The sequence below is a fragment of the Provencibacterium massiliense genome, from assembly GCF_900169495.1.
Lineage (GTDB): Bacteria > Bacillota > Clostridia > Oscillospirales > Ruminococcaceae > Harryflintia > Harryflintia acetispora.
This window is the reverse complement of sequence record NZ_FWCH01000012.1, coordinates 1,139,320-1,162,683: the sequence shown is the minus strand read 5'-3', so window position 1 is coordinate 1,162,683 and position 23,364 is coordinate 1,139,320. Positions and strand designations below refer to the sequence as shown.

Genomic DNA, 23,364 nt, shown 5'->3' with positions numbered 1-23,364 from the left:
CTGTGCTAGAGTGAAGAAAATGTGAAGCGCCAGGGGAGGAAATAGCCATGCCTAGACGCCTGCTGCCCATCGTAACCGGTATACTGCTGTGCATACTTTCATTGTCCGCCGCGGGCGCGGCGCTCGCCATCCCCGACGGGGAGGACGTGCGGACGGCCTATGTCTTCGGGGACTTCGTGAAATATGAGGTTACCGAGCCCGGGGACGTCGAGCGGATTTTTGCAGAGCTCCGGGAGATCGACGACCTGACGGCGCCCAACGAGCAGTACGCCTTCGCGGCCGGCGGGATTCCGCGGGGCGTGCTGTTCGAGCTTAAGGATGGGAAGACAGCCTGCTACGAGGTGTGGGGCGACAACCGCATTCAACGAGAGGGCAGCGCTTCCCCCGCCATTCTGAGCGGGAAGCTCGGCGCCCTGCGAGGACTGATCGAGGAGCTGAGCCAGAAATACCGGCCGGACGTCGAGCCGTTCCTGCTCGCGTCGCCCGGTGAAATCCCCGCGCCGGGCCAGGCGGGCGGGGAGACGCTCCATCTCTACGACAACGCGACCAAGAGCTACGCCCCCGTCAAGGGCGGCAGGCTGACCCGGCTGATCGGGGCGCTGGCGGCGCTGGACGGCGCCGGCCGCCCGGCCGGGCCGGATGAGCTGGGCGCCGCCCTCGCCGCCCCCGACGGGATGGCAGTCTACGACGGAGAGATCAAGCTGGAATATGAATTTTATGAAAAGGGGATTCTCGTCAAAACCCACGTCAACCGCTACAACTTCGGGCAGGAGCCCTTTCGCAGCGATATGGGGATTCCGGACAGGGCCTACGTCTTTTCGGGGGAGGGCTACCGCGCGCTGCGAAACCTCTTGCGGGAAGACTGGAAGGCGCTGCCGAAGGGCGACTACTGGATGGGGATGATGCGCTACTATAAGCTGCGGGGCTGGGAAGAAACACCGGCCTTCTCGCTGCACAATTACCTCACCGGCTACCGGCGCGAATCCGACGCGAACGAGGGGATCATCTTCTCCGACCTCAAGGCGCTGCAAATCGAGCCGGAGAGCTACCAAAAGATTACCGGTCAGGTGCTGCTGTCCGAGCCCGAGCTCGCCATAGAGATCCGCTTCGAGGGCGGGATCGTCTACACGGTGAGCATGAACCAATCTTATTTGCAGGTGCACTCCAGCGATGTGGGCTACGCCGTGCGCCACCGCTTCGCCGCCGGCTCCCCGGGCTATGGGCGGCTGCTCGAGATCGCGAGCGAAGCGCAGCGGTATGCCGACGTGCGCCAAAACCCCGGCACCTGAAATCCCCGGCGGGCCGTGTAGGACCCTATTTGGGCCGTTTACAGAAGAGCGAGCCGAGCCCGTTCCCGAGCAGAGAGACGATCCCGTAGCCGACGGAATACATCCAGGCAGAAGGATTGTAGTAGAGGAAGATGGACGGCACGAATAAAACCGCCACGGCGAGCGCAAACAGGGGATGAAACCCATGCCTGCCCCCGTAGGCGGCGGCGCAGGCAAAACAGAGCAAGGGGATCACCACCAGCATGAGGAGCATGGCGCTCCCGGTGTCCCGGATCAGCAGCGGGAGGATGTAAAAGTCAATTGCCATTGCCAGCAGGAACGGGAGCATTTTTTTGACTGTATCCATGGGCCCTCCTTCATTGATTTTGAATTTGCTCGACAATCAGCCTGGTGTTCTCTTCAATGGGCTTTGTCCCATCGACCCGGATGACGGGGCAGCTTAAAGACCGTACCCACTCCTGAACGGTGTTTTCTGCTCGGGACCCGACGAAATCAAAGAAGCCTTCCTCCCGCTCATGTAAATCCCCGCCCGGCAGCACTCGATTTCCGAATTTCTCAAAAGAGCGTTGTTTAACCCTCTGTACCCGAATGTTTTTGGGAACGTCAATCAATACGGCATAGTGAAAGCAGGAGGAAATGGATTCCCTGTAATCCCCCTTTACGCAGGTGAAGATGAAATTTTCATGCGCGTTCACCTCGCTAAAAAGGAGCTTTTCCACTTCTTCGCGGGTGCGGGGAGAGGCGTAGACATCACGGGGGTCTGTCCCGGGAAAATAGAGCTCTTCAATATCAATCAGATGAAAATGCAGTTTTTCTGCCAGGGCTTTCCCCAGCGTGCTCTTTCCGGCGCCGTTTAAGCCGCATAGGATAATACCTGTTCCCATCAGTCTTTCTCCATCAATTCTTAATTTGTAGAGTGCGCGTTCTCCCTGAAAGGCAAACATAGCCTTTTTATAACAATATCATATCAAATGGTTCTTCTCAAGGCGGTTTCGTGAAAACGCCGGAGCCGGCCTATACAAAACATACGTTGCAGCGTGCTCGCCGCCTTGACTTGGGGATAGCGGTTTGGTATACTGGTAGAGTTAAGGGCGGATTTCTTCCAACGGAGGTTTTTCAGATGTCTGGACATTCCAAATGGAGCACAATCAAACGCAAAAAGGAGAAGACCGACGGCGCGCGCGCCAAGGTCTTTACCAAGATAAGCCGCGAGATCATCGTGGCCGTGCGCGAGGGCGGCGGGGACCCCAATAACAATTCCAAGCTGCGCGACCTGATCTCCAAGGCCAAGTCGAACAACATCCCCAACGACAACATCGACCGTCTGATCAAGAAGGCGGTGGGCGACGGGGACAAGAACAACTACGAATCCATCGTCTATGAGGGGTATGGGCCGAGCGGCGTCGCCGTGATGGTGGACGCGCTGACCGACAACCGCAACCGCACCGCGGGGGATCTGCGCCATTACTTCGACAAGTTCGGCGGCAACCTCGGCCAGAACGGCTGCGTCTCCTTCCTGTTTGAGCGCAAGGGCCTGGTGATCGTCAACAACGAGGAGGGCGGGATCTCGGAGGAAAAGTTCATGGAGGACCTGATGGAGACCCCGGCGGGCGACTACGAGTTCGATGACGACGTCATCGAGGTCTACACCGACCCGGACGACCTGAGCGCGGTGCGCGAGGGGCTCGAGGGCAAGGGCTACCGCCTCGAGAGCGCCGAGGTGGAGTACATCGCCACCACCGAGACCAAGCTGGAGGACGAGGAGGACGTTCAGAAGATGGAGCGCCTGCTCGAGATGCTCGAGGACAACGACGACGTGCAGAACGTCTGGCATTCCTGCTCGAACGTCGACTGATACTGAAATTTTGCCCCGCCCCCTGCCTAGGCAGGGGGCGGGGCTTTTTGCGTCGCGGGCGGGGGACTTCTTGAAACGGTGGTAAAAACATGGTATGATCATTCTGAAAATTGCGAAAAATGTGGAAAAAAGTTGTACAGATTCGAGGTGGTTGCCCATGAAACGCAAAACCATGCGCCTGCGCCAGCAGATGCTTTTGCTGATCGCGGTGCCACTGATCCTGGTGGTGCTGCTCGTCTCGCTGGTCATCACCGCCGAGTACCGGCGCACCATCACCGACGAGCTGGTTTCGGTGCGAAAGCAGGCGGTGGAGCAGATCGCCGAAATCTTCAACACCAAGATGGCGCAGATTTATTCCATCGTCACCCTGATCAGCGAGGATGAGCAGCTTTCCTACTACTTTTCGCAGTCCCACCTGAGCCAGGAGGACTACAACTATTCGCAGAGCTACCTCTTCAAATCTTTAGCGGACAAGTACATCCTCTACCTCGGGAACCCCTATATCCAGTTTAACCTGTTGCTGATGGGCCGCGACCACCTCTCCTACAGCTCGCTGGCCGACCCGCAATTTGACTACGATGTCTACAAGGAGCTGCACGGCTACGGTGAGTCGCTGGGCAGCGGCGGGCGGATCGTGGTGGGCTGTGCCTTTAAGGATACGCGCAACGCCGAAATCTATGCGCGCAGCATGCAGGAAAACGTGGTTATCCCCTTCTTCCGCAGCGTGCAGAACCCGAACACCAACCGCTCGCGGGGCGTGGTGGTGGTCAATGTCCCCCACAGCGTGATCCTGGACTCCTACCGCTACCTCAGCAGCGGCAACAGCTACAGCCGGGTCTATGTCGTCTCCCGGGAGGGGGACGTCGTCTCGGCGCAGGAGAGCGCCCTGCTTGGCGGCAATGTGCTGGATCGGGAGGGGATGAAGGAGATCGTCGGCGCGAAGGAGGCGGGCTACTCGCTCGGGAAGGAGAGGCTGCTGCTCTATTCGCCCGTCAACAACGGGCGCTGGATGCTCATCGAGGAGGTGGACCTGCGCGGATACCTGCGCCCGGTGCAGACGCTGCAGCGCGCGATCCTTTTGATCCTCGCGCTGGCGGTGCTGGCGGGGGCGGCCATCTCCTTTTTCGGCGCGCGCAGCCTGGCGCGGCCGATCGGAGAGCTGAGCGGGCGGATGAGGCGGGTGCGCGGCGGGCAGTTCGAGCTGGACGGCACCCCCTATAAGACCCGGGAGCTTCTGAGCCTGCGGGACAGCTTCAACCAGATGCAGCTGGGCCTGCGCGCCCTGATGGAGCAGGTGCGTGCGGAGGAGCAGATCAAGCGCAGGCTCGAGCTGGCGGTGCTCCAGGCGCAAATTAACCCGCATTTCCTCTACAACAGCATGTTCTCGATCCGCTGCGTGGCCGCCATGCAGGGAAATGAGAAGGTGGCCGCCATGCTCGATTCCCTCATCCGGCTGCTCCGAAATTCGATCGGCAGCACGGGGGAGTCGATCACGGTGCGCGAGGAGGTCGCCTATCTGAAAGACTATCTCAAATTGCGCCAGATGGGCTTCTCCACCCCGTTTGAGGTCGAGTGGGCGGTGGAGGAGGAGCTGCTGGAGCGGCACATCCCGCGCATGCTGCTCCAGCCGCTGGTGGAAAACGCCGTCAACCACGGGATCAAGCCGGCCGGCCGCCCCTGTACCCTGCATATCGAGGCGAGTCGGGAGGGGGAGGACATTCTCTTTTCGGTCTCGGACGACGGGGTGGGGATGAATGACGCGAAGGTGCGCGAGGTGCTCTCGGGGCTCAGCGAGGAGCGCGGGGGCTTCTCGAAGGTCGGGCTCTATAACGTCAACGAGCGCCTGGTCTTAAACTACGGCGCGGACTATGCACTGCAAATTGTCAGCGGGGAGCAGGAGGGCACCACCATCCTGCTGCGTGTGCCGCTGCGGGACGAGGATTTTTTGCAAAGGGGGGAGAGCGGTGCACCTGCGGGTATTGATCGCGGATGACGAGCTGCCCATCCGGCAGTGGATGGCCTTTTGCCTGCGCGGCAGCGGGCTGGACTGCGAGCTGGTGGGGGAGGCCGAGAACGGCGCCCAGGCGCTCGAGCTTTTCAGGCAGACTTTGCCGGACGTGGTGATCACCGACATCGTCATGCCGCTGATGGACGGGTTGGATTTTATCAGCGAGGCGCGAAAGCTAGGGCCCGACTGTTGCTTTGTGGTGATGACCTGCCATGAGGATTTCCGCTACGCCTACCGGGCGATCGAGCAGAGCGTCTTCCGGTACATCGTCAAGTACCAGACCGGGGAGAAGGAGCTCATCGCCATCTTGCGGGAGCTCGACGAAAAGCTGACGACCCAGCGCCAGTTGGCCGGGATGGCCCATTCCTACCGGCACCTGAAGCAGGAGCGGGTGATCCGGGAGCTGCTGGAAAGCAAGGGCGGCGCGGACGCGCGGCAGCTCGGGCTGCAAAACAGCTCTTTTGTCGCGGCGGCCCTGGCGGGGCCGGGGATCCGGGACGAGGACAAAATCGCCGGGGTGTGCGGGGAGTGGATGTCAGCCTTTTCCCTTTACCGCGATGGGGAGCAGCTGCTGGTCTTCGGGAACCTCGAGGAGAGCCCGAGCAGGCTGATCTCCCTCTCCAACCTCCACAACTTCGCAAGCGGGCTTCTCGCCTGCGGGGAGCTGGACGTGGGGGTGAGCGATATTTTCTCGGGCGCGGCCCCGCTGCAGCTCGCCGCGCGCCAGGCGAGGGAGGCGCTCGACGGCTGCTTCTTTGCAGGCGGCTACAAGGCGCGGCTCTATTATGAATCCCCGAAGGGGGTGGACCGTGCGCTCGAACAGGCCGCGGAGCGCCTGGGCGAGGCAATCCGCCAGGGGCGCGAGGCGCAGTTTTTGCCCCTCTTTGAGTCTCTGCTGCAAGCCGGGGAACATGCGACGAGGTGCGGCTCGCAGAGCTACCGCGAAACGGTGCAAAACCTCTTGTCCCAGCTCTCCTATTACGCGGCCGCTAAGGAGGTGGGGGGAGGTCTCTCACAGCAGGAGCTGCGCGCCGGGCTGCAAAAGGAGAGCAAGGTGCAAGGCTTCAATAAGCGCTCGCGCGCGGCGGCAGAGGCCCTCGTTTCCCGGCTGCGGGAGGAGGGCGGCGCCGATACGGTGGCGCAGGTCAAGCGTTATGTGCGCCAGAACTTCGGGGCGGCGCTGAGCCTCGATTCGATCGCCGAGGCGGTGCACCTCAACCCCTCCTATCTGAGCAGCCTGTTTAAGCAAAAGACGGGGGAAAATTTGAGCACCTATCTCACGGCGGTCAGGCTGCAGGAGGCCGAGCGGCTGATCACATCCACCTCCCTGCGGCTGAGCGAGGTGGCAAAACGGGTGGGCTACCCCAACGCCAGCTATTTTTCTCACATTTATAAAAAGTATAAAGGGGTCAGCCCCGCGGCGCTGCGCGCGGGCCCTCCAAGGGAATGACAGCCGGGCCGGACAGGGTTTCTGCCCGGCTTTTGTTATTTTTGGATTTTTGTTTGTTTTTTTGGTTTGGGCTGCGGCGCCCGGCCAAGGACACAAACAGAACGACAGGGAATCCAAACAGCGTTTCTTTTTTGCCGTGTTGCCGGCCGGTATAATAAAGGTACGATAAGACGCGGGACATATGAAGAGGGAAATAGTTTGAAGGGGAACTTTCAAACACAGGGTTTTGTGCCTATGCCGCTGAGCGAAACCGGCACGAAACGTCCAGAAAGGAAGGGGTATTAAAATGAAACGAACAATCGGTTTACTCTGTGCGCTCCTGACCTTGTTTACCGCCGTACTGCCCGGATGCGCGTCCAAGGAGGGGAGCGCCGCGCAAAAGCCTTCGGGCCAGCCGGCCGCGGGCTCACAGGAGGCGGCCCCGGCCCAGAAGGTCAAGCTCACCTTTTTAAAGGGCGGCACCCAGCCGATGGACCGCGAATACTGGAGCGACTACATCGGGCGCTACCAGCAGGAGCATCCCGAAGTCACCATCGAGTACAGCGAGGCGACCTGGAGCGACTTCGACACCAAGGTGAACGTCGCGCTGGCCGCGGGCGCGCCGCCCGACATCGTGGGCGAGCGGCTGGGCGGGATCGCCGTGCGGGGCAACGCCAAGCAGTACGTCGACCTGAACCCTTACATTGACGGGCTGCCGGACAAGGACGACTTCATGCCCTCGATGATGGACCTCGGCAACTATGAGGGCGCGCAGATCGCCTTCCCGGTCTACCCCGGCCCGATCCTTTTCGTCTACAACAAAGAGCACTTTAAGGAGGCCGGGCTCGATCCCGAGCAGCCGCCCGAAACCTGGGAGGAGATGCTCTCCGCCGCCGAGCGCCTGACCGTCAAGGAGGGCGACATCGTCAAGCGGGCGGGATTTTTGCTCACCCCGGACAACGACTGGATCGTCTGCCCCATCATGCGGCAAAACGGGGTGGACTTCGCGGATGAAAACGGCGATCCCAACTGGAACGTGCTCGAGATGGTCGAGGCGCTCGACTTCATCAAGGAGCTCTCGCAGTATTCCATCACCGTCACCTCCCAGCAGGAGAGCCAGACCCCGCCCTTCATGGACGGCACGGCCTCGATGTCGGTGCTCTCGCCGTCCTCGATCTCCCAGTTCATCAGCGAGCACCCCGAGCAGAAGGAGAACATCGGCGTGTTCTATCCCAAGAAGGCGCGCCAGTCGGTCTGGAGCGGCTGCGAATTTTTATCCATCACCACCGACAGCAAGAACCACGACGCGGCCTGGGACTTCATCGGCCAGTCCGTCACCTCGGACGAGATGTGGACGCGCTATGAGAAGGCCAACTTCCCGGTGGTGCGCCAGTCGCTGAAGGACAAGTATATCGACGCCGACCCGGTCCTCAACTCGGCGATCTACAACAGCATGTCGATCGGCAAGGGCGCCGAGAAGACGCTCTGGTGGCTCAGCGGGCTCAAGTACATCCTCAACGCTTCCACCGAGGTGGTCTATAACCAGAAGACCTCGCAGGAGGCGCTGGATTCCAACTATCAGCAGTTCTTAGAGGCGATCCAGTAAAATCCATAGGAAAGGGAGGCGGGGCAAATGCGCCACGAGCCGAAGCGGCCGCGCGGCCGCCGGATCGACTGGGCGGGCTACGCCATGCTGCTGCCCAGTTACACCATCTACTTTGTCTTCACCCTGCTGCCGCTTTGCTGCACGATTGTTTACAGCCTGACCGATTTCGACGGCTTCTCGGCTATGAACTTCGTCGGCGGGGCCAACTTCTCGCGGCTGCTGCGGGACGGCATCTTTCTGCGGGCCGCCCAAAATACTTTGGTCTATGCGCTCTTCACCATCCTGCCGCCCATCGCCATCGGGCTGCTGCTGGCGGTGACGGTGAACGGCCGGCTGCTCTTCAACCGCTTTTGCCGCGCGGCCTTCTACCTGCCCTATGTGGTTTCGATGGTGGCGGCGGCCACGGTGTGGTACTGGATGTACGACCCGTCGAGCGGGCTGTTCAATATGATCCTCTCGGCCTTGGGGCTGGAGCCGCGCAACTGGCTCTTTGAGCCGGGGACGGCGCTCGCCTGTGTGATCGTGATGTCCATCTGGAAGATCGTGGGATATAACATGATCATCTACCTCGCGGGGCTGCAATCCATCCCGGGCGAGCTCTACGAGGCGGCCAAGATCGACGGGGCCGGCGGTGTGCAGCGGTTTTTAAAGATCACCGTGCCGCTGCTGCGCTCCACCACCTTCTTTTTGTTCGTGATGGCCTGCATCAGCTCCTTAAACGTCTTCGAGCAGGTTTCGGTGATGACCGGCGGGGGCCCCGCCAACGCCACCACCACCATCGTCCACCAGATTTACCAGGCGGCCTTCCAGCAGTATGAGATGGGCTACGCCTCGGCAATGGCGGTGCTGCTGGTCGCGGTGACCATGCTGATCACCCTGCTCAACTTCCGCTATGGCAACGCCGCCGACGCGGCGGACATGTAAAAGTGAACGCTTTCAAGCTCATAAAATTGCGCCTTGCCGGAACCGGCACAATTCTTGGAAAGGAGGAGACGGTCAAAATGAAAAATACCTGGAATCGTCTCGGCTTCCTGAACGCGCGCGAATTTTGCTCCTATCTGCTGCGCTCGGCCGTCATCCTGCTGCTGGCGCTATGCACCCTGCTGCCGCTGGCGATGATGGTGCTGACCTCTTTGAAAACCGGGAGCGAGGTCAGCGGCATGGGCTTCCGGCTGCTGCCCGCCTCGCCCCGGTTCCAAAACTATGTCGAGGTGCTCACCGGGTCGAACTGGCCGCTTTATATCCTGAACTCGGTCATCGTCACGGTGCTGACCACCGTCATCAGCCTTGTCTTCAACCTCCTGGCGGGCTACGCCTTCGCGCGGCTGCGCTTCCCGCTGCGAAAGCCCCTCTTTTACTCGGTGCTGCTCGGGCTGATGGTCCCCATGCAGGTCAACCTGGTGCCGGTCTTCATCCTGATCAAGTCGGTGCCGCTCATAGGCGGGAACAACCTGCTCGGGCAGGGGGGCACGGGAGCGATCAACACGCTGCTGGGCATCATGCTGCCGAGCCTGGCGGGGGCCTTCGGGATCTTCCTGGCCCGGCAGTTCTACCTGGGCTTTCCCCGCGCGCTGGACGAGGCGGCCAAGATGGACGGGGCGGGGGCGTGGAGGATTTTCGCCTCCATCTACCTGCCGCTTTCAAAGCCCCTGCTCGCCAGCCTTGGCGTCATCAAAATCACCACCGTCTGGAACGACTATCTCTGGCCGCTGGTGATCACCTATTCCGAGGGGGTGCGCACCGTCCAGCTCGCGCTCGGGCTTTACAAGGACGCGATGGTGCGCTGGGAGCTGCTGATGGCGGCCGCAACCATCGTGGTGCTTCCGCTGGCCGTGGTCTTCCTCTGCGCGCAGCGCTTCTTTGTCGAGGGGATCGTCACCAGCGGGATCAAAGAGTAGGAGGAAGCCATGAAACCGAATATCCTGTTTATCCTGACCGACGACCAGCGCTTCGACACCATCCACGCGCTGGGCAACGGGCAGATCAAGACGCCCAATTTGGACCGGCTGGTGCGCGAGGGCACCGCCTTTACAGGTGCGCACATCCCCTCGGGCACGGTGGGGGCGGTCTGCATGCCCAGCCGGGCCATGCTCAACTCCGGCCGCACGCTCTACCACCTGTGCGACGAGGGGGCCGAGATCCCGCCCTCGCACAAGACGCTGCCCGAGACGCTGCGTGAAAACGGCTACACCACCTGCGGGATCGGAAAGTGGCACAACGGCCCGGGCTCCTATGCGCGCAGCTTCTGCGACGGGGCGGAAATCTTTTTCGGCGGGATGTGGGACCACTGGAACGTGCCGACCTACGAATTCGATCCCAGCGGGAAATATGACAAGATGGCCCGCGCCTCGATCAGCGCCTGCTACGATAATTCCACCTCGCTGCACCGCGCCACCCACATCACGCTCGGGCGCCACTCGACCGACCTGTTTAGCGAGCGGGCGATGGACTGGCTGCGCGGCTACGAAGGGGAGGACCCCTTCTACCTCTACCTCTCGTTCATGGCGCCGCACGACCCGCGCACCATGCCGGAGGAGTTCCAGCACATGTACGACCCGAAGGACATCCCGCTGCCGCCGAACTTCGCCGGCATGCACTTCGACTTCGGGGTATACGACATGCGGGACGAAATCCTGGCCAGGTACCCCCGCCAAGAGGACGAGGTGCGCCGGCATATCGCCGACTACTACGCGATGATCAGCCATCTCGACTGGCGGATCGGTCAGGTGCTCGATTGCCTGCGCGAGAGGGGGATGTATGAAAACACCATCATCGTCTTTTCCGGGGACAACGGTCTGGCGATCGGGCAGCACGGGCTGATGGGCAAGCAGAACTGCTACGACCACTCGATCCGGGTGCCGCTCATTCTCGCGGGACCCGGGATCCCGAGGGGGCAGGTGCGCGACGGCTACCTCTACCTGCTGGATGTCTTCCCGACGCTCTGCACCCTTTCCGGCTGCGAAATCCCCGGATCGGTCGAGGGGCGGGACTTCTCGCGCATGTTATATGACCCGGAGGCGGCGGTCCGCGACACCCTCTATGCCGGCTATGCCGACAAGATCCGCTGCGTCAAGGACAAGCGGTATAAGCTGATCGAATACCGCTACAGGAAGGCGCGGATCGTCTCGGAGCAGGGTGAGGGCGAGGGGCGCGAGGGGCTGCTTGTCGAGACCACTCCCATGACCCAGCTCTTCGATCTGCAAGCCGACCCCTATGAGACGGTGAACCTGGCCGAGCGGCCGGGCTGCCGGGGAGAGGTGGAGCGGCTGCGGGAAGAGATGAAGCGATTTCGTGACGAGTGGGGGGAGCTTGCGCACCCCTGCGGGCAGCGCTTTTGGGAAAACTTTTAATTGAAAAAACAAGCGGAGTGCGTAAGCGATCGCACTCCGCTTGTTTTATTAACTTATCAGTGCTCCTTGCAGGACAGCTTTTCCACCTCGAGTTTGAAGACGCACACCGAGCCGAGCGCCGCGTCGGGAAAGTCCCAATCGTTCTTCCCGGTGTAGTGCAGCATGATGGTCTGCAGGGCCGCCCGCTTTTCTTCCGGTTCCCCGATGATTGCGACCCGCCCCGTACCGACGACGCTCTGATAGCGCGCGGAGTGCTGGCAGGCCGTGCCCGCCTCGATGAGCGCATAGCCGGTGTCCAGCTCGAAGCCGGCATGCTGCGTTTGGGCGATCAGGTCGATTTTGCGCCCTTCCCTGGCCCCATGGAAATAGAAGATGCGCTTGCCGTCCTTCTCCTCATACCCGAAATTGAGCGGTATGATGTACACCTCGCCGCCATCGCAGAATCCCAGCCGGCAGCAGTGGCAGGACAAAATGATCTCCCTGATCCTGTTGCGCTCAGAAATTTCCCGGTCTTTGCGTCTCATCCATATCCTCCTTTTATCTTTTCCTGATCCGCGCCGCCTCACGAAGCCCCGGCAGGGTGTGGGAGAGGAACGTCTCATAGCTCTCGCAGAAATAGTTGAGGCCCAGCCGCCCGTCTAAGGCCGGCTCGCATTCCCGCCGGCAGCCGCCCCGGCATAGGGGGTACCAGCGGCAGGCGGCGCATTTCGGGTCCTTACGGCGGGAGAGCTCGATGAAGCCGCTCTCCTGCCGCCGCCGCTCGATCGTCTCGAAGCTGTCCTCGCACAGGTTCCCGAGCCGCCACTCGTCCAGCGCGTAGAAGTCGCAGGGATAGACCCCGCCGTCCGCCTCGATGAGCAGCTGGGGCGAGCATTCGCCGCACAGCCCGCAGCTCTCGGGAAATTCGCCCGCCAGCAGCCCCAGAAGGTTTTCAAAATAGCGGATGTAGACGTATTCCCCCCGCATGAGGTCCCGGAGCCACAGGTCGAACAGCGCGCAAAGGAACTCGCCGTAGAGCCGGGGCGTCAGGGAGTAGGGATGCCCGCCCGGCGCCTCCCCGAGCGGGTCGAGGCAGGGGATGTACTGCTGGTAGCGAAAGCCGCTGCGCTTATAAAAGCCGTAGATTTTCCCGGCCTGCCTGGCCACGTCGGCCGTCACGACGGTGAGCAGGTTGAAGGGCACACCCCCGCTTTGCAGCCGCTGTGCCGCCGCGAGCACCCGGTGGAAGGTGCCGCCCCCGTTTGGCGCGAGCCGGTAGCGGTCGTGGCTCTCCTTGGTCCCGTCCAGCGAGAGGCCCACGAGGAAGCCGTTCGTCTTGAGAAAGCCGGTCCATTCCCGGTCCAGCAGGATACCGTTTGTCTGGATGGCGTGGTAGATGGGCAGCCCCCTCCGGTTATAGAGCCGCTCGTATTCGATCAGGTCCCGGTAGAAGGGGAGACCCGCCAGGGTGGGCTCGCCCCCCTGGAAGACGAAGGTGCAGCTGCCGTGAGCACTTTCCAGCGCGCGGCGCACGATGGCGCGCAGGGTCTCGCGCGGCATGATCCCGTAGGAGGGCACCTCGCGCTTTTCCGCCTCGTCGGCATAAAAGCAGTAGCCGCAGCGCAGGTTGCATCCCCCCGATGCGGGCTTGATCAGCAAGCTGACGTCCTTCATCGTTTCTCTTCCTCTTTCGGCCGTGTTTTACCCCTCCAGTATACCACGAACGCAAATCGTAAGTGGTATAATTGGCCGTGCAACGGAAGCGCCGACAGACGCGGATCGCTGCGGCCGTTTAAATGTATAATAGCCACGCTGTGGCTATTATATCATGCCGCGCCCCGGCGCACAAGGAAAAGACAGGGCGAGGGCCGGTTTACAGGAAGGCGGAAAAACGGTATACTTGCTATAAACCATCGGAAAGGGAATGATTGCTTGACGATAGAAACCATCCTGCTCATCTGCCTGCTGGCGGTGAGCGCCGCCGCGCTGGTTGTTTCGATCCTTGCCCTGCGTCGGGGGAGGGGAGACGGATACGGCCGCCAGCTCGAGGTGGGGCAGCGCGAGCTGCGGCAGGAGCTTCTCTCAAGTGTGCAGGGCTCGGTCCAGTCTCTCGGCGAGCTGGTCGCCGCCAACCAGCGCACCGCCGCCGAGGCGCAAAACGAGCGTCTCGCCGCTTTTGAGCGCAGCCTTGCCGCCCGCCAGGAAGCGCTGCAAAGCTCGCTGCAATCCCTTGGCGAGCTGATCGCGGCGACCCAGAGCCGTACCGCCCAGCTGCAAAACGACAGGTTCGGCGAGATTGACGGGCACCTGCTGCAAAAGCAGGACGCCCTCGCCCGGGCGTTGGCGCTGCAATTTCACCAGTTCGAGGAACGCTTCGGCACCTTTTCGCTGGAGAACGCCCAGCGGCTCGAGGAAATCCGCGCCTCGGTGGAAAAGCGGCTGAGCTACCTGCAGGAGGACAACAACCGCAAGCTCGATGAAATGCGCCACTTGGTGGACGAAAAGCTGCAAAAGACCCTGGAGGAACGGGTGACCCGTTCCTTCCAGCTGGTCAGCGAGAAGCTGCAGGAGGTTTACCAGGGGCTCGGGGAGATGAGAAACCTGGCCGTGGGGGTGGGGGACCTCAAAAAGGTGCTCAGCAACGTCAAGACCCGCGGGATTTTGGGGGAGGTGCAGCTCGGGGCGATCCTGGAGGAAATCCTCGCGCCGGGGCAGTATGCGCGCAACGTGACCACCCGGCACGACGGGAAGAACTATGTGGAATACGCCGTCAAGCTGCCCGCCGAGGACGGCGGGCATATCTGGCTGCCGATCGACTCCAAGTTCCCCGCCGACGCCTATGCCGAGCTGCGCGAGAGCTATGAAAACGGCACTCCCGAGCAGGTGAACGCGGCCCTCTCGGTGCTGCAAAGCCGGATCAAATCCTTTGCTAAGGACATCCGGGACAAGTACATCGACCCGCCCTACACCACCGAATTCGGGATCATGTTCCTCCCCTTCGAGGGGCTGTACGCCGAGGTGGTCAGCCGCGGGATGGTCGAAACCCTGCAGCATGAATACAAGGTGAACGTCGCGGGACCCAGCACTATGGCGGCGCTGCTCAACAGCTTACAGATGGGCTTTCGCACCTTCGCCATCCAGCAGCGCAGCGGCGAGGTGTGGAAGGTGCTGGGCGCTGTCAAGACCGAGTTCGACAAGTTTGGCGGGGTGCTGCTGGCCACCCAGAAGCGGCTCGAGCAGGCCAACCACGAGCTCGACCAGCTCGTCGGGGTTCGCACCCGCCAGATCCAGCGCACGCTAAAGGACGTTACCTCCTTGCAGGAGGACCAGGCGGGCCAGGTCTTTGCCCGGCTGCCCGAGGAGGAAGCGACTGCGGCGATGGCGGAGGAATAAGGGAAAACCCCCGGCAGGCCAAAGCCTGCCGGGGGTTTTGTCGTCTTTGGGTGTCGCTTACTGAGCGGCAGAAGAGGAATCCGCGGCGGAAGAGCTCTCAGCCTCGGAGGAAGCGGCCTCAGAGGAGGAAGCCTCAGAAGAAGCGGCTTCGGAAGAGGAGGTCTCAGCCTCGGAGGAAGCGGCGGCATCCTCTGCCGGGACGGTGGCGTCGGCGGCAGGAGCGGTCTCAGTCTCGGCGGGCTCGACAGCCGGAGTCTCAGCCGGGGCAGCCTCGGCCGGAGTGGTCACGGCGGCCGGGGTGGTCTCGACAACGCCGCCCTTGGTCACGTTGACAACCCAGGTGGTCTCGTCGATCACGTTGTCGTCCTTGTCGAAGAAGCGGATGGCAACCTCGGTGGTGCCTCTGCCGGTCGCTTTCAGGCGGACCTGGCCGTTCTCGTCGGGCGTGGTGTCATTGACTGCGGCCACGAAGCGGTTGGCCGGATAGACCTCGGCGCGCACGGCGGCGCCGCCGAGCTTGACGGTGATCATATCGATCCCGCCGACGGTGTCGAGGGCCTCAAAGCTCTCGTCAAACACGCCGTACTCGGCAACCTTGATCTTCCAGCTGCCGACGTTGCGGAAGGTGGTGGTGCTGTCCTTGAGCTTAAAGCAGCTGCCGTCGAAGCGCACGGTCAGGTTGTCCTTCTTCTCGAAGGGCTTGTTAAGCTCGACGTAGACGGTGGTCTTGCCGTTTTCCTCGTCGTTCACCATGGTCACGTTCTCGCTCTGTACGTCGATCTTATCATACAGGTTGCTGTCGTAGTCGCGGGTGATGACGATGTTGCCCTCGCCCTTGACGACGTCGCTTCTGTCGAAGACGATCTTTAAGGGATTGTTGCCCTGCATGACCAGCTCGCCGCCGTTGCTGGCGGGGGTCATGACCGCGTTGCCGAAGTAGATGGTGTTCGCCTTGGCGCTGCCCGACGCAAACGCGGTCAGGGAGCCGAGGCTCAGGGTAAGAGCCGCCGCGAGCACGACTGCCAAAGATTTGGATTTCATGCTTCTCATGGGAATCTCCTCCAATAATTTTGGTTTTATACGGTGTTTCCGTACGCCCTCATCTTACCCCTAAATTTGGGAAAATGCAAGATTTTGCGACTAAATATTTCCAATTTCTGGCGGTTTTCTGTGAACAAATTGAAAAGATTTTTGGTTAAATATGTAAAATCTTTTCCCTCCAATTTTGTGAGATGCGATAATAACCCGGCAGGATAAAAAAAGACACGGACCTCATTTGGACAAAAACTTTTCAAAAAATCCCAAAACTGCTATAATGAAAACGGCCAACAGCGTAACGCCATAATGTTTGGGGGAACAATATGAGGTACAGCGATAAGCTTATGCTGGTCACGGGGGGATCGAACGGGATCGGGCGGGAAATCGCACGCGCCTATTCCGAATTGGGTGCGCAGGTCATTGTCGCGGACAAATTCGGCAACGACCTGGATGCGGATTTCTACCGCATCGATTTTGCCGACCCCGCGCAGACCGAGGCGATGATGGGAATTTTGCTTGACAAGTACGGGGACATCGAGATCATCGTGAACAACGTCGGGATCATGCAGGAAAAACCGATCGAGGAGATGAGCAACGCCGACATCTGGCAGATGCTGAATATCAACCTGGTCAGCGCGCTCATCACCTCGCGGGAGTTTACCAAGAACCGTTTTAGGCGGGGGATCGAGAAAAAATACGGGCGGATCGTGAACATCGCCTCGACCGGCTATCTGACGACGGTGGAGCACAGCGAGGTGTTCGCCGCCTCCAAGGGCGGACTGGTCTCGCTGACGAGCGCCCTGTCCGCCACGCTGGCGGGGTACAGCACCACCGTCAACTGCCTGAGCCCGGGCCGGATCGAGACGCAGGACTACACCGCGTTTTCGCCCGAGCCGCACCCGCACAAAAAGCTGGGTGAGCCCTCGGACATCTCCAGGGCCTGCCTCTATTTGACCGACGAGGCAAACGGCTTCATCAACGGGCAGAACATCATCATCGACGGCGGCGTGACCAAGCGCCAGGCCGAGGACTGAAAAAAGAAGGGAAAGGCATGAACGAGAGCGAACGGCTGCAGCGGATGATCGATGAAAGCGGACGGATCGTCTTTTTCGGCGGGGCGGGGGTCTCCACCGAGAGCGGGATCCCGGACTTCCGCAGCGTGGACGGGCTTTACCGGCAGCGGTATCCCTATCCGCCCGAGGTGATGATCAGCCACAGCTTTTTTGTGGAGCACCCGGCAGAGTTTTTCGATTTCTACCGCGCCAAGATGCTCTGTCTCGACGCGCGGCCGAATGCCGCGCACCAAAAGCTCGCCGAGCTCGAACGCGCGGGCAAGCTGTGCGCCGTGATTACCCAGAACATCGACGGGCTGCACACCCAGGCGGGCAGCCGCCGGGTGCTCGAGCTGCACGGCTCGGTGCACCGCAACTACTGCATGTCCTGCCGCAAGGCCTACGACGCCCGCTTTATCCTGGAGAGCGAGGGGGTCCCGCGCTGCCGGTGCGGCGGGATTGTAAAGCCGGACGTGGTGCTCTACGAGGAGAGCCTGGATAGCGGCCTGCTCGAGCGGGCGGTGGAGTATATCGAGCAGGCGGACATGCTGATCGTGGGGGGCACCTCGCTGGTGGTCTACCCGGCGGCGGGGCTGATCGACTACTACCGCGGGAAGCGGCTGGTGCTGATCAACCGCGACCCCACCCCGGCGGACGGCAGGGCCGACCTGCTGATCAGCGGGAATATCGGGGCCGCCCTCGGGCGGGTACGCGTCTGATGCGGGTCCTGGTGGACGCCGACGCCTGCCCGGTCAAGCAGGAGATCCTGCGGCAGTGCAAGGCGCGGAATATCCCGGTGGTCATGCTGATCGACACCAGTCACGAGCTCCATGACGGCTACAGCACCGTGATTACGGTGGACAAGGCCCGCGACAGCGTGGATTTAAAACTGATCAACCTCCTCTCGCCCGCGGACGTGGTGGTGACCCAGGACTACGGAGTCGCCGCCATGGCGTTGGGCAAGGGTGCCATGGCGATCCATCAGAGCGGGACGCTGTATACGAAGGAAAACATCGACCGGCTGCTCTTCGAACGGCACCTGGGCGCCAAGCTGCGCCGGGCCGGGAAACGGGCGGGGAACACCCCCAAGCGCACCCGGGAGCAGGACAGGGCCTTCGAGCGGGCGTTTGCCGCCCTGCTGGACGGCGTTTCGGAGGTGCGGCATGCCGACTGAAGCGCTGAGCTTTTTGTGGGGATATCTTGTTGCAATCAACGTGACTGCCTTTTTGGCGGCGGCAGTCGACAAGCGCCGGGCCAAACGGGGCCGGTGGCGGCTGCCGGAGCGCACCCTCTGGCTGCTCGCGCTGCTACTGGGCAGCGCGGGACTCTATTTTGGTATGCTTGTTTTCCGCCACAAAACGCAGCGCCCCCTCTTTCGTTTTGGGGTGCCGGCTCTTTTGGTGCTGCAGGCGGGAATCCTGCTGCTGCTTTTGGGGAACTTATGATTGGGGCCGAAAGATTCGTCTTTCAACCTGATGAAAGGAAGAATTATATTTATGAAATTTAGACTCGAACACAACAACTATAATGTGCTCGATCTGGAGCGCAGCGTCGCCTTCTACCGCGAGGCGCTGGACCTGCATGAGGTGCGGCGCAAGGAGGCCGGCGACGGCAGCTTTATTTTGGTCTACCTCGGCGACGGGCAGACACCCCACTCGGTGGAGCTGACCTGGCTGCGGGACCGTAAGGAGCCCTATAACCTGGGGGACAACGAGATCCACCTCGCACTGTCGGTGGACGACTTCGAGGCGGCCTACGCCCACCACAAGGCGATGGGATGCATCTGCTTTGAAAACAAGGAGATGGGCATTTACTTCATCTCGGACCCGGACGGCTACTGGATCGAGATCGTGCCGCAGAAAAAATAACAGATGAACGGGGAGAGCCCGGGGGAAAGGCGGCCGCCTTTCCCCCGGGCTCTTTTTGTTTTGCCCCTTGCAATCTTAACGGATTTTTTATCCCCGTGGCCCCATCCTTTTACCGTTTTAACGCCGCCGGTGTTAGGATGAAAGCGTGAGGAGGGGGTCAATATGACGATGGCGCTACACACGATTCACGATGTAAAACGGATGGAGCATGAGGCGATGATCCGCTTCGTGCAGGCACATCCCTATCTGGCTTTTTACTGCCTGCTCATCGGCATGCCGCTGCTGATCCTGGCTTTGCTTTTCGCCGTCACGTCGGCCGCCGCGCTGGTGCTTTCCTTGCTTTTCGGCTGGCTGTGAACGGCCTTTATGCTTTCTTAACGCCGGCCTTCGGCTGTTAACGCCATCTTTATGGGGCGGATGATAGAATCACAAAAGAGAGAAAGGCAAAGCCTGAAAGCGAAATCTTGGAAACCTGGAAAGGAAGGATCACAAGGATGAACGCAGTTGTTGCCATCATCGGCGCTCTCGCCGTGGGGTTACTCGTTTACTATGTCTATATACTCATGAAGGGGGATGAGCAGTGATGAATGCATTCCTGCAATACATACTCTATCTCGCCGTTCTGGTGGCCCTGGCCATCCCGCTGGGCGCCTACATCCAAAAGGTGATGGACGGCGAGAAAACTGTTCTCAGCGGGGCTTTGACCCCCTGCGAAAACGCCATATACCGGGTCATGCACGTCCAGAAGGACGAGCAGATGGGCTGGAAAAAGTATCTTCTCAGCGTCCTGGCCTTCTCCGGGATCGGGCTGGTGTTCCTGTTTTTGCTGCAGCTGCTCCAGGGCGTGCTGCCCGGCAACCCGCAGCACCTGCCGGGGGTCAAGTGGGACCTGTCCTTCAACACGGCGGTCAGCTTCGTCACCAACACCAACTGGCAGGCGTATTCCGGCGAGTCCACCTTGAGCTACCTGTCCCAGGCGCTCGGGCTGACGGTGCAGAACTTCGTCTCCGCCGCGACCGGGATCGCGGTGCTCTTCGCCATGATCCGCGGCTTTTTGAGGGTCAAGACGCAGGGACTAGGCAGCTTTTGGGTCGATCTGACCCGGTGCACCCTTTATGTGCTGCTCCCGCTGAACCTGATCATCTCGCTCTGCCTGGTGGGCGGCGGCGTCATCCAGAACTTAAAGCCCGCGCAGAGCGTGCCGCTGCTCGAGCCCATCGCAGTCAGCGCCGAGGGGGAGATCATCGACGGCGCCGTGATCGATGCCGAGGCCGGCACCGTCACGCTCGACGGGCAGCCGCTAAAGGGCGCCCAGATCATCACCGAGCAGTTCGTTCCGATGGGCCCCGCGGCCAGCCAGGTCGCCATCAAGCAGACGGGCACCAACGGCGGCGGCTACATGGGCGTCAACTCGGCGCATCCGCTGGAAAACCCGAATCCTTTTACCAATCTGTTTGAAATGATTTCGCTGCTGCTGATCCCGGCGGCCCTGTGTTTCTCATTCGGGCGCAGCATCAAAAACAGGAAGCAGGGGATCGCCATCTTTATGGCAATGTTCCTCTGCCTGGTGCTGGCGCTCGGCGTGGTGGCTCTCAATGAGCAGCTGGCGACCCCGCAGCTCATGCAGGGCGGCGCGGTGGACGTCTCCGCGGTCGGCCAGGCCGGCGGCAACATGGAGGGCAAGGAAGCGCGCTTCGGCATTGCGGCCTCCTCCACCTGGGCGGTCTTCACCACGGCGGCCTCCAACGGGTCGGTCAACTCGATGCACGACAGCTACACGCCGCTGGGCGGCATGATCCCCATGCTGCTCATGCAGCTCGGCGAGGTGGTCTTCGGCGGCGTGGGCTGCGGGCTCTACGGCATGCTGGCCTTCGCCATCCTCACCGTGTTTATCGCGGGGCTGATGGTGGGCAGGACGCCGGAGTTTCTCTGCAAAAAGATCGAGCCGTATGAGATGAAGTGGGCGGTGCTCGTCTGCCTGGCCACCCCGATCGCCATCCTGGCGGGCAGCGGCATCGCGGCGCTGCTGCCCCAGGTGGCCGATAGCCTTGGCAACCCCGGCGCGCACGGCCTGTCCGAAATCCTATACGCCTATTCCTCCGCGGGCGGCAACAATGGCTCCGCCTTCGCGGGCTTTAACGCCAACACGGTGTTTTTAAACGTATCGCTGGGCCTGGTCATGCTCTTTGTGCGCTTCCTGCCGATCGTGGGGACCTTGGCCATCGCGGGGAGCCTGGCGGGGAAAAAGAAGATCGCGGCCACCGCGGGCACGCTTTCCACGACCGACGCCATGTTCGTTTTTCTGCTGGTCGTGATCGTCCTGCTCGTCGGGGCGCTGAGCTTCTTCCCGGCGCTGGCGCTCGGGCCGGTCGCGGAATTCTTCCAAAGCATTGCGTAAAGGGGGTACTGATATGACTGCACATGCGACACAAGCAAACGCTTCCTTCGCCGGCCGCAAGCTGATCGGCCGGGCGATCAAGGATTCCTTTATCAAGCTGCGTCCCGGCATACAGGCAAAAAACCCGGTCATGCTGCTGGTTTACATTTCGGCCATCCTGACCACCGCCCTTTGGGTGGTTTCCTTCTTCGGGATCCAGGACGCGCCCTCCGGCTACACGCTGGCGATTGCCGTCATCCTCTGGTTCACCTCGCTCTTCGCCAACTTCGCCGAGGCGATCGCCGAGGGGCGCGGCAAGGCGCAGGCCGATTCGCTGCGCGCCTCGAGGCGGGACGTGGAGGCGAAAAAAATCCCTTCCGCCGGCCAGAAGGAGCAGATCACCGTCGTCCCTTCCGCCACCCTTAAAAAGGGGGATGTCGTCCTTGTCAAGGCCGGCGAGCAGATACCGGCGGACGGCGACGTGATCGAGGGCGCCGCCTCGGTGGATGAGAGCGCCATCACCGGCGAGTCCGCCCCGGTCATCCGCGAAAGCGGGGGCGACCGCAGCGCGGTCACCGGCGGCACCACCGTGCTTTCAGACTGGATCGTGGTGCAGGTCACCAGCGAGGCGGGGGAGAGCTTCCTCGATAAGATGATCGCCATGGTCGAGGGGGCGGCGCGCAAGAAGACGCCCAACGAGATCGCGCTGCAAATTTTCCTGGTCGCCCTCTCCATCATCTTTATCCTGGTCACCCTCTCGCTCTACGCCTACTCGGCGTTCTCCGCCAAGCAGGCAGGGGTGGCGAACCCGACCTCGGTGACCACCCTGGTGGCGCTGCTGGTCTGTCTGGCGCCCACCACCATCGGCGCGCTGCTCTCGGCGATCGGGATCGCCGGGATGAGCAGGCTCAACTCCGCCAACGTCCTGGCCATGAGCGGGCGGGCCATCGAGGCGGCGGGGGACGTCGACATCCTGCTGCTGGATAAGACCGGAACCATCACCTTGGGCAACCGTCAGGCGAGCGAATTTATTCCGGTGGACGGGGCGAGCGAGCAGGAGCTGGCCGACGCGGCCCAGCTCTCCTCGCTGGCCGACGAGACCCCTGAGGGGCGCAGCGTGGTGATTTTAGCCAAGGAAAAATTCGGCATCCGCGAGCGGCACCTCTCCCAGAGCGGTATGGAGTTTATCCCCTTCACCGCCAAGACCCGGATGAGCGGGGTAAATTTCGGCGGCAACGAGATCCGCAAGGGCGCGGCCGATGCGATGAAGGACTATGTGCAGGCCGCCGGGGGCGTCTACTCCGAAAAATGCGCCGCGGTGGTCAAGAACATCTCCTCCCAGGGCGGCACGCCGCTGGTGGTGGCCAAGAACCACAAGATCCTCGGGGTGGTCCACCTCAAGGACATCATCAAACAGGGGGTCAGGGAGAAGTTCGCGGACCTGCGCAAGATGGGGATCAAGACCATCATGATCACCGGCGACAATCCGATGACCGCCGCAGCGATCGCGGCGGAGGCGGGGGTGGACGACTTCCTTGCCGAGGCGACGCCCGAGGGCAAGCTCAGGATGATCCGCGACTTTCAGGCAAAGGGCCATCTGGTCGCCATGACCGGCGACGGGACCAACGACGCCCCGGCGCTGGCGCAGGCGGACGTGGCCGTGGCGATGAACACCGGCACCCAGGCGGCCAAGGAAGCGGGCAACATGGTGGACCTGGACTCCTCGCCCACCAAGCTGATCGACGTGGTACGCATCGGCAAGCAGCTGCTGATGACCAGGGGAAGCCTGACCACCTTCTCGATCGCCAACGACGTGGCCAAATATTTTGCGATCATCCCCGCGCTCTTCATGGGCCTCTATCCGGGGCTCGGGGCGCTCAACATCATGGGGCTGCATTCCCCGATGAGCGCGGTGCTCTCGGCGATCATTTACAACGCCTTGATCATCATCGCGCTGATTCCGCTGGCGCTGCGGGGCGTCAAGTACCGCGAGCTGCCCGCCGGGAAGCTGCTCTCGCGCAACCTGTTGATCTATGGCCTGGGGGGCCTGGCGGCGCCCTTTGTCTTCATCAAACTGATCGATATGCTACTGGTTCTGCTGGGCCTGGCATAAGGAGGCT

22 protein-coding genes are annotated in these 23,364 nt (G+C 61.5%); 17 read left to right on the top strand and 5 right to left on the bottom strand.

What is annotated here, in order from left to right:
• Positions 1-47 precede the first annotated feature (47 nt).
• Positions 48-1,289, top strand: a complete 1,242-nt coding sequence (locus B5477_RS10660) for a hypothetical protein (RefSeq protein WP_079699675.1) — start codon at positions 48-50, stop codon at positions 1,287-1,289.
• A 25-nt stretch (positions 1,290-1,314) separates the two neighbouring features.
• On the opposite strand, the gene B5477_RS10655 is transcribed toward B5477_RS10660, so the two are convergent.
• Together B5477_RS10655 and B5477_RS10650 are read right to left on the bottom strand one after the other, a co-directional pair.
• A complete protein-coding gene (locus tag B5477_RS10655) occupies positions 1,315-1,635 on the bottom strand; it encodes a hypothetical protein (RefSeq protein WP_079699674.1) in 321 nt (106 codons plus the stop codon).
• 10 nt (positions 1,636-1,645) lie between these two features.
• The gene (locus B5477_RS10650; protein ID WP_079700465.1) at positions 1,646-2,173 is read right to left on the bottom strand and encodes an AAA family ATPase; all 528 of its coding nucleotides are present in this window, start codon (positions 2,171-2,173) and stop codon (positions 1,646-1,648) included.
• 236 nt (positions 2,174-2,409) lie between these two features.
• Here B5477_RS10650 and B5477_RS10645 point away from each other — a divergent pair, with 236 nt between their 5' ends.
• The 7 genes from B5477_RS10645 (at position 2,410) to B5477_RS10615 (ending at position 11,537) form a co-directional block, all read left to right on the top strand.
• On the top strand, positions 2,410-3,144 hold the full coding sequence (locus tag B5477_RS10645) for a YebC/PmpR family DNA-binding transcriptional regulator (protein ID WP_079699673.1): 735 nt from the start codon (positions 2,410-2,412) through the stop codon (positions 3,142-3,144).
• 157 nt (positions 3,145-3,301) lie between these two features.
• On the top strand, positions 3,302-5,137 hold the full coding sequence (locus tag B5477_RS10640) for a sensor histidine kinase (protein ID WP_159449009.1): 1,836 nt from the start codon (positions 3,302-3,304) through the stop codon (positions 5,135-5,137).
• A complete protein-coding gene (locus B5477_RS10635) occupies positions 5,109-6,602 on the top strand; it encodes a response regulator transcription factor (protein ID WP_159449008.1) in 1,494 nt (497 codons plus the stop codon). The genes B5477_RS10640 and B5477_RS10635 overlap by 29 nt, the downstream gene beginning before the upstream one ends.
• Before the next feature lie 286 nt (positions 6,603-6,888).
• On the top strand, positions 6,889-8,187 hold the full coding sequence (locus B5477_RS10630; RefSeq protein ID WP_079699670.1) for an ABC transporter substrate-binding protein: 1,299 nt from the start codon (positions 6,889-6,891) through the stop codon (positions 8,185-8,187).
• A gap of 27 nt (positions 8,188-8,214) precedes the next feature.
• Complete coding sequence (locus B5477_RS10625; protein ID WP_079699669.1) at positions 8,215-9,111, top strand: carbohydrate ABC transporter permease; 897 nt, start codon at positions 8,215-8,217, stop codon at positions 9,109-9,111.
• 77 nt (positions 9,112-9,188) lie between these two features.
• Positions 9,189-10,085 (top strand): carbohydrate ABC transporter permease, encoded by an 897-nt coding sequence (locus B5477_RS10620; RefSeq protein WP_079699668.1) that lies wholly within the window; start codon positions 9,189-9,191, stop codon positions 10,083-10,085.
• A 9-nt stretch (positions 10,086-10,094) separates the two neighbouring features.
• Positions 10,095-11,537 (top strand): sulfatase family protein, encoded by a 1,443-nt coding sequence (locus B5477_RS10615; protein WP_079699667.1) that lies wholly within the window; start codon positions 10,095-10,097, stop codon positions 11,535-11,537.
• Between the two features lie 56 nt (positions 11,538-11,593).
• Here B5477_RS10615 and B5477_RS10610 read toward each other — a convergent pair whose 3' ends face one another.
• Positions 11,594-12,061: a pyridoxamine 5'-phosphate oxidase family protein gene (locus B5477_RS10610; protein ID WP_079699666.1), complete on the bottom strand. Its 468-nt coding sequence runs from the start codon at positions 12,059-12,061 to the stop codon at positions 11,594-11,596.
• 13 nt (positions 12,062-12,074) lie between these two features.
• Entirely contained in the window at positions 12,075-13,190 is a 1,116-nt protein-coding gene (locus B5477_RS10605) for an anaerobic sulfatase maturase (RefSeq protein ID WP_079699665.1), read from the bottom strand.
• A 258-nt stretch (positions 13,191-13,448) separates the two neighbouring features.
• Between B5477_RS10605 and B5477_RS15365 the strand changes: the two genes are divergently transcribed.
• Positions 13,449-14,909, top strand: a complete 1,461-nt coding sequence (locus B5477_RS15365) for a DNA recombination protein RmuC (protein ID WP_242942188.1) — start codon at positions 13,449-13,451, stop codon at positions 14,907-14,909.
• A gap of 57 nt (positions 14,910-14,966) precedes the next feature.
• On the opposite strand, the gene B5477_RS10595 is transcribed toward B5477_RS15365, so the two are convergent.
• On the bottom strand, positions 14,967-15,959 hold the full coding sequence (locus tag B5477_RS10595) for a hypothetical protein (RefSeq protein WP_079699664.1): 993 nt from the start codon (positions 15,957-15,959) through the stop codon (positions 14,967-14,969).
• Positions 15,960-16,270: 311 nt separating this feature from the next.
• On the opposite strand from B5477_RS10595, the gene B5477_RS10590 reads away from it, so the two are divergent.
• The 8 genes from B5477_RS10590 to kdpB all read left to right on the top strand — a co-directional run bounded on the left by B5477_RS10590 (position 16,271) and on the right by kdpB (position 23,357).
• A complete protein-coding gene (locus B5477_RS10590; RefSeq protein ID WP_079699663.1) occupies positions 16,271-16,981 on the top strand; it encodes an SDR family NAD(P)-dependent oxidoreductase in 711 nt (236 codons plus the stop codon).
• Between the two features lie 17 nt (positions 16,982-16,998).
• Positions 16,999-17,718, top strand: coding sequence for an NAD-dependent protein deacylase (locus tag B5477_RS10585; protein WP_079699662.1), 720 nt, complete (start codon positions 16,999-17,001; stop codon positions 17,716-17,718).
• Positions 17,718-18,173 carry a YaiI/YqxD family protein gene (locus tag B5477_RS10580; protein ID WP_079699661.1) on the top strand — a complete coding sequence of 152 codons (456 nt, stop codon included), beginning with the start codon at positions 17,718-17,720 and terminating at the stop codon, positions 18,171-18,173. The genes B5477_RS10585 and B5477_RS10580 overlap by 1 nt, the downstream gene beginning before the upstream one ends.
• Positions 18,163-18,444, top strand: a complete 282-nt coding sequence (locus tag B5477_RS10575) for a DUF1294 domain-containing protein (protein WP_079699660.1) — start codon at positions 18,163-18,165, stop codon at positions 18,442-18,444. The genes B5477_RS10580 and B5477_RS10575 overlap by 11 nt, the downstream gene beginning before the upstream one ends.
• 51 nt (positions 18,445-18,495) lie before the next feature.
• On the top strand, positions 18,496-18,867 hold the full coding sequence (locus B5477_RS10570; RefSeq protein ID WP_079699659.1) for a VOC family protein: 372 nt from the start codon (positions 18,496-18,498) through the stop codon (positions 18,865-18,867).
• Between the two features lie 162 nt (positions 18,868-19,029).
• Positions 19,030-19,224, top strand: coding sequence for a hypothetical protein (locus B5477_RS10565; protein ID WP_079699658.1), 195 nt, complete (start codon positions 19,030-19,032; stop codon positions 19,222-19,224).
• Between the two features lie 223 nt (positions 19,225-19,447).
• Positions 19,448-21,265, top strand: a complete 1,818-nt coding sequence (gene kdpA, locus B5477_RS10560; RefSeq protein ID WP_341455997.1) for a potassium-transporting ATPase subunit KdpA — start codon at positions 19,448-19,450, stop codon at positions 21,263-21,265.
• A gap of 13 nt (positions 21,266-21,278) precedes the next feature.
• Positions 21,279-23,357 (top strand): potassium-transporting ATPase subunit KdpB, encoded by a 2,079-nt coding sequence (gene kdpB / locus B5477_RS10555; protein ID WP_079699656.1) that lies wholly within the window; start codon positions 21,279-21,281, stop codon positions 23,355-23,357.
• The last annotated feature ends 7 nt before the right edge of the window (positions 23,358-23,364 follow it).

Coding starts and splice junctions, on each gene's coding strand:
- B5477_RS10660 (WP_079699675.1), top strand. CDS start 48: ATGCCTAGACGCCTGCTGCCCATCGTAACCGGTATACTGCTGTGCATA.
- B5477_RS10655 (WP_079699674.1), bottom strand. CDS start 1,635: ATGGATACAGTCAAAAAAATGCTCCCGTTCCTGCTGGCAATGGCAATT.
- B5477_RS10650 (WP_079700465.1), bottom strand. CDS start 2,173: ATGGGAACAGGTATTATCCTATGCGGCTTAAACGGCGCCGGAAAGAGC.
- B5477_RS10645 (WP_079699673.1), top strand. CDS start 2,410: ATGTCTGGACATTCCAAATGGAGCACAATCAAACGCAAAAAGGAGAAG.
- B5477_RS10640 (WP_159449009.1), top strand. CDS start 3,302: ATGAAACGCAAAACCATGCGCCTGCGCCAGCAGATGCTTTTGCTGATC.
- B5477_RS10630 (WP_079699670.1), top strand. CDS start 6,889: ATGAAACGAACAATCGGTTTACTCTGTGCGCTCCTGACCTTGTTTACC.
- B5477_RS10625 (WP_079699669.1), top strand. CDS start 8,215: ATGCGCCACGAGCCGAAGCGGCCGCGCGGCCGCCGGATCGACTGGGCG.
- B5477_RS10620 (WP_079699668.1), top strand. CDS start 9,189: ATGAAAAATACCTGGAATCGTCTCGGCTTCCTGAACGCGCGCGAATTT.
- B5477_RS10615 (WP_079699667.1), top strand. CDS start 10,095: ATGAAACCGAATATCCTGTTTATCCTGACCGACGACCAGCGCTTCGAC.
- B5477_RS10610 (WP_079699666.1), bottom strand. CDS start 12,061: ATGAGACGCAAAGACCGGGAAATTTCTGAGCGCAACAGGATCAGGGAG.
- B5477_RS10605 (WP_079699665.1), bottom strand. CDS start 13,190: ATGAAGGACGTCAGCTTGCTGATCAAGCCCGCATCGGGGGGATGCAAC.
- B5477_RS10595 (WP_079699664.1), bottom strand. CDS start 15,959: ATGAGAAGCATGAAATCCAAATCTTTGGCAGTCGTGCTCGCGGCGGCT.
- B5477_RS10590 (WP_079699663.1), top strand. CDS start 16,271: ATGAGGTACAGCGATAAGCTTATGCTGGTCACGGGGGGATCGAACGGG.
- B5477_RS10585 (WP_079699662.1), top strand. CDS start 16,999: ATGAACGAGAGCGAACGGCTGCAGCGGATGATCGATGAAAGCGGACGG.
- B5477_RS10580 (WP_079699661.1), top strand. CDS start 17,718: ATGCGGGTCCTGGTGGACGCCGACGCCTGCCCGGTCAAGCAGGAGATC.
- B5477_RS10575 (WP_079699660.1), top strand. CDS start 18,163: ATGCCGACTGAAGCGCTGAGCTTTTTGTGGGGATATCTTGTTGCAATC.
- B5477_RS10570 (WP_079699659.1), top strand. CDS start 18,496: ATGAAATTTAGACTCGAACACAACAACTATAATGTGCTCGATCTGGAG.
- B5477_RS10565 (WP_079699658.1), top strand. CDS start 19,030: ATGACGATGGCGCTACACACGATTCACGATGTAAAACGGATGGAGCAT.
- kdpB (WP_079699656.1), top strand. CDS start 21,279: ATGACTGCACATGCGACACAAGCAAACGCTTCCTTCGCCGGCCGCAAG.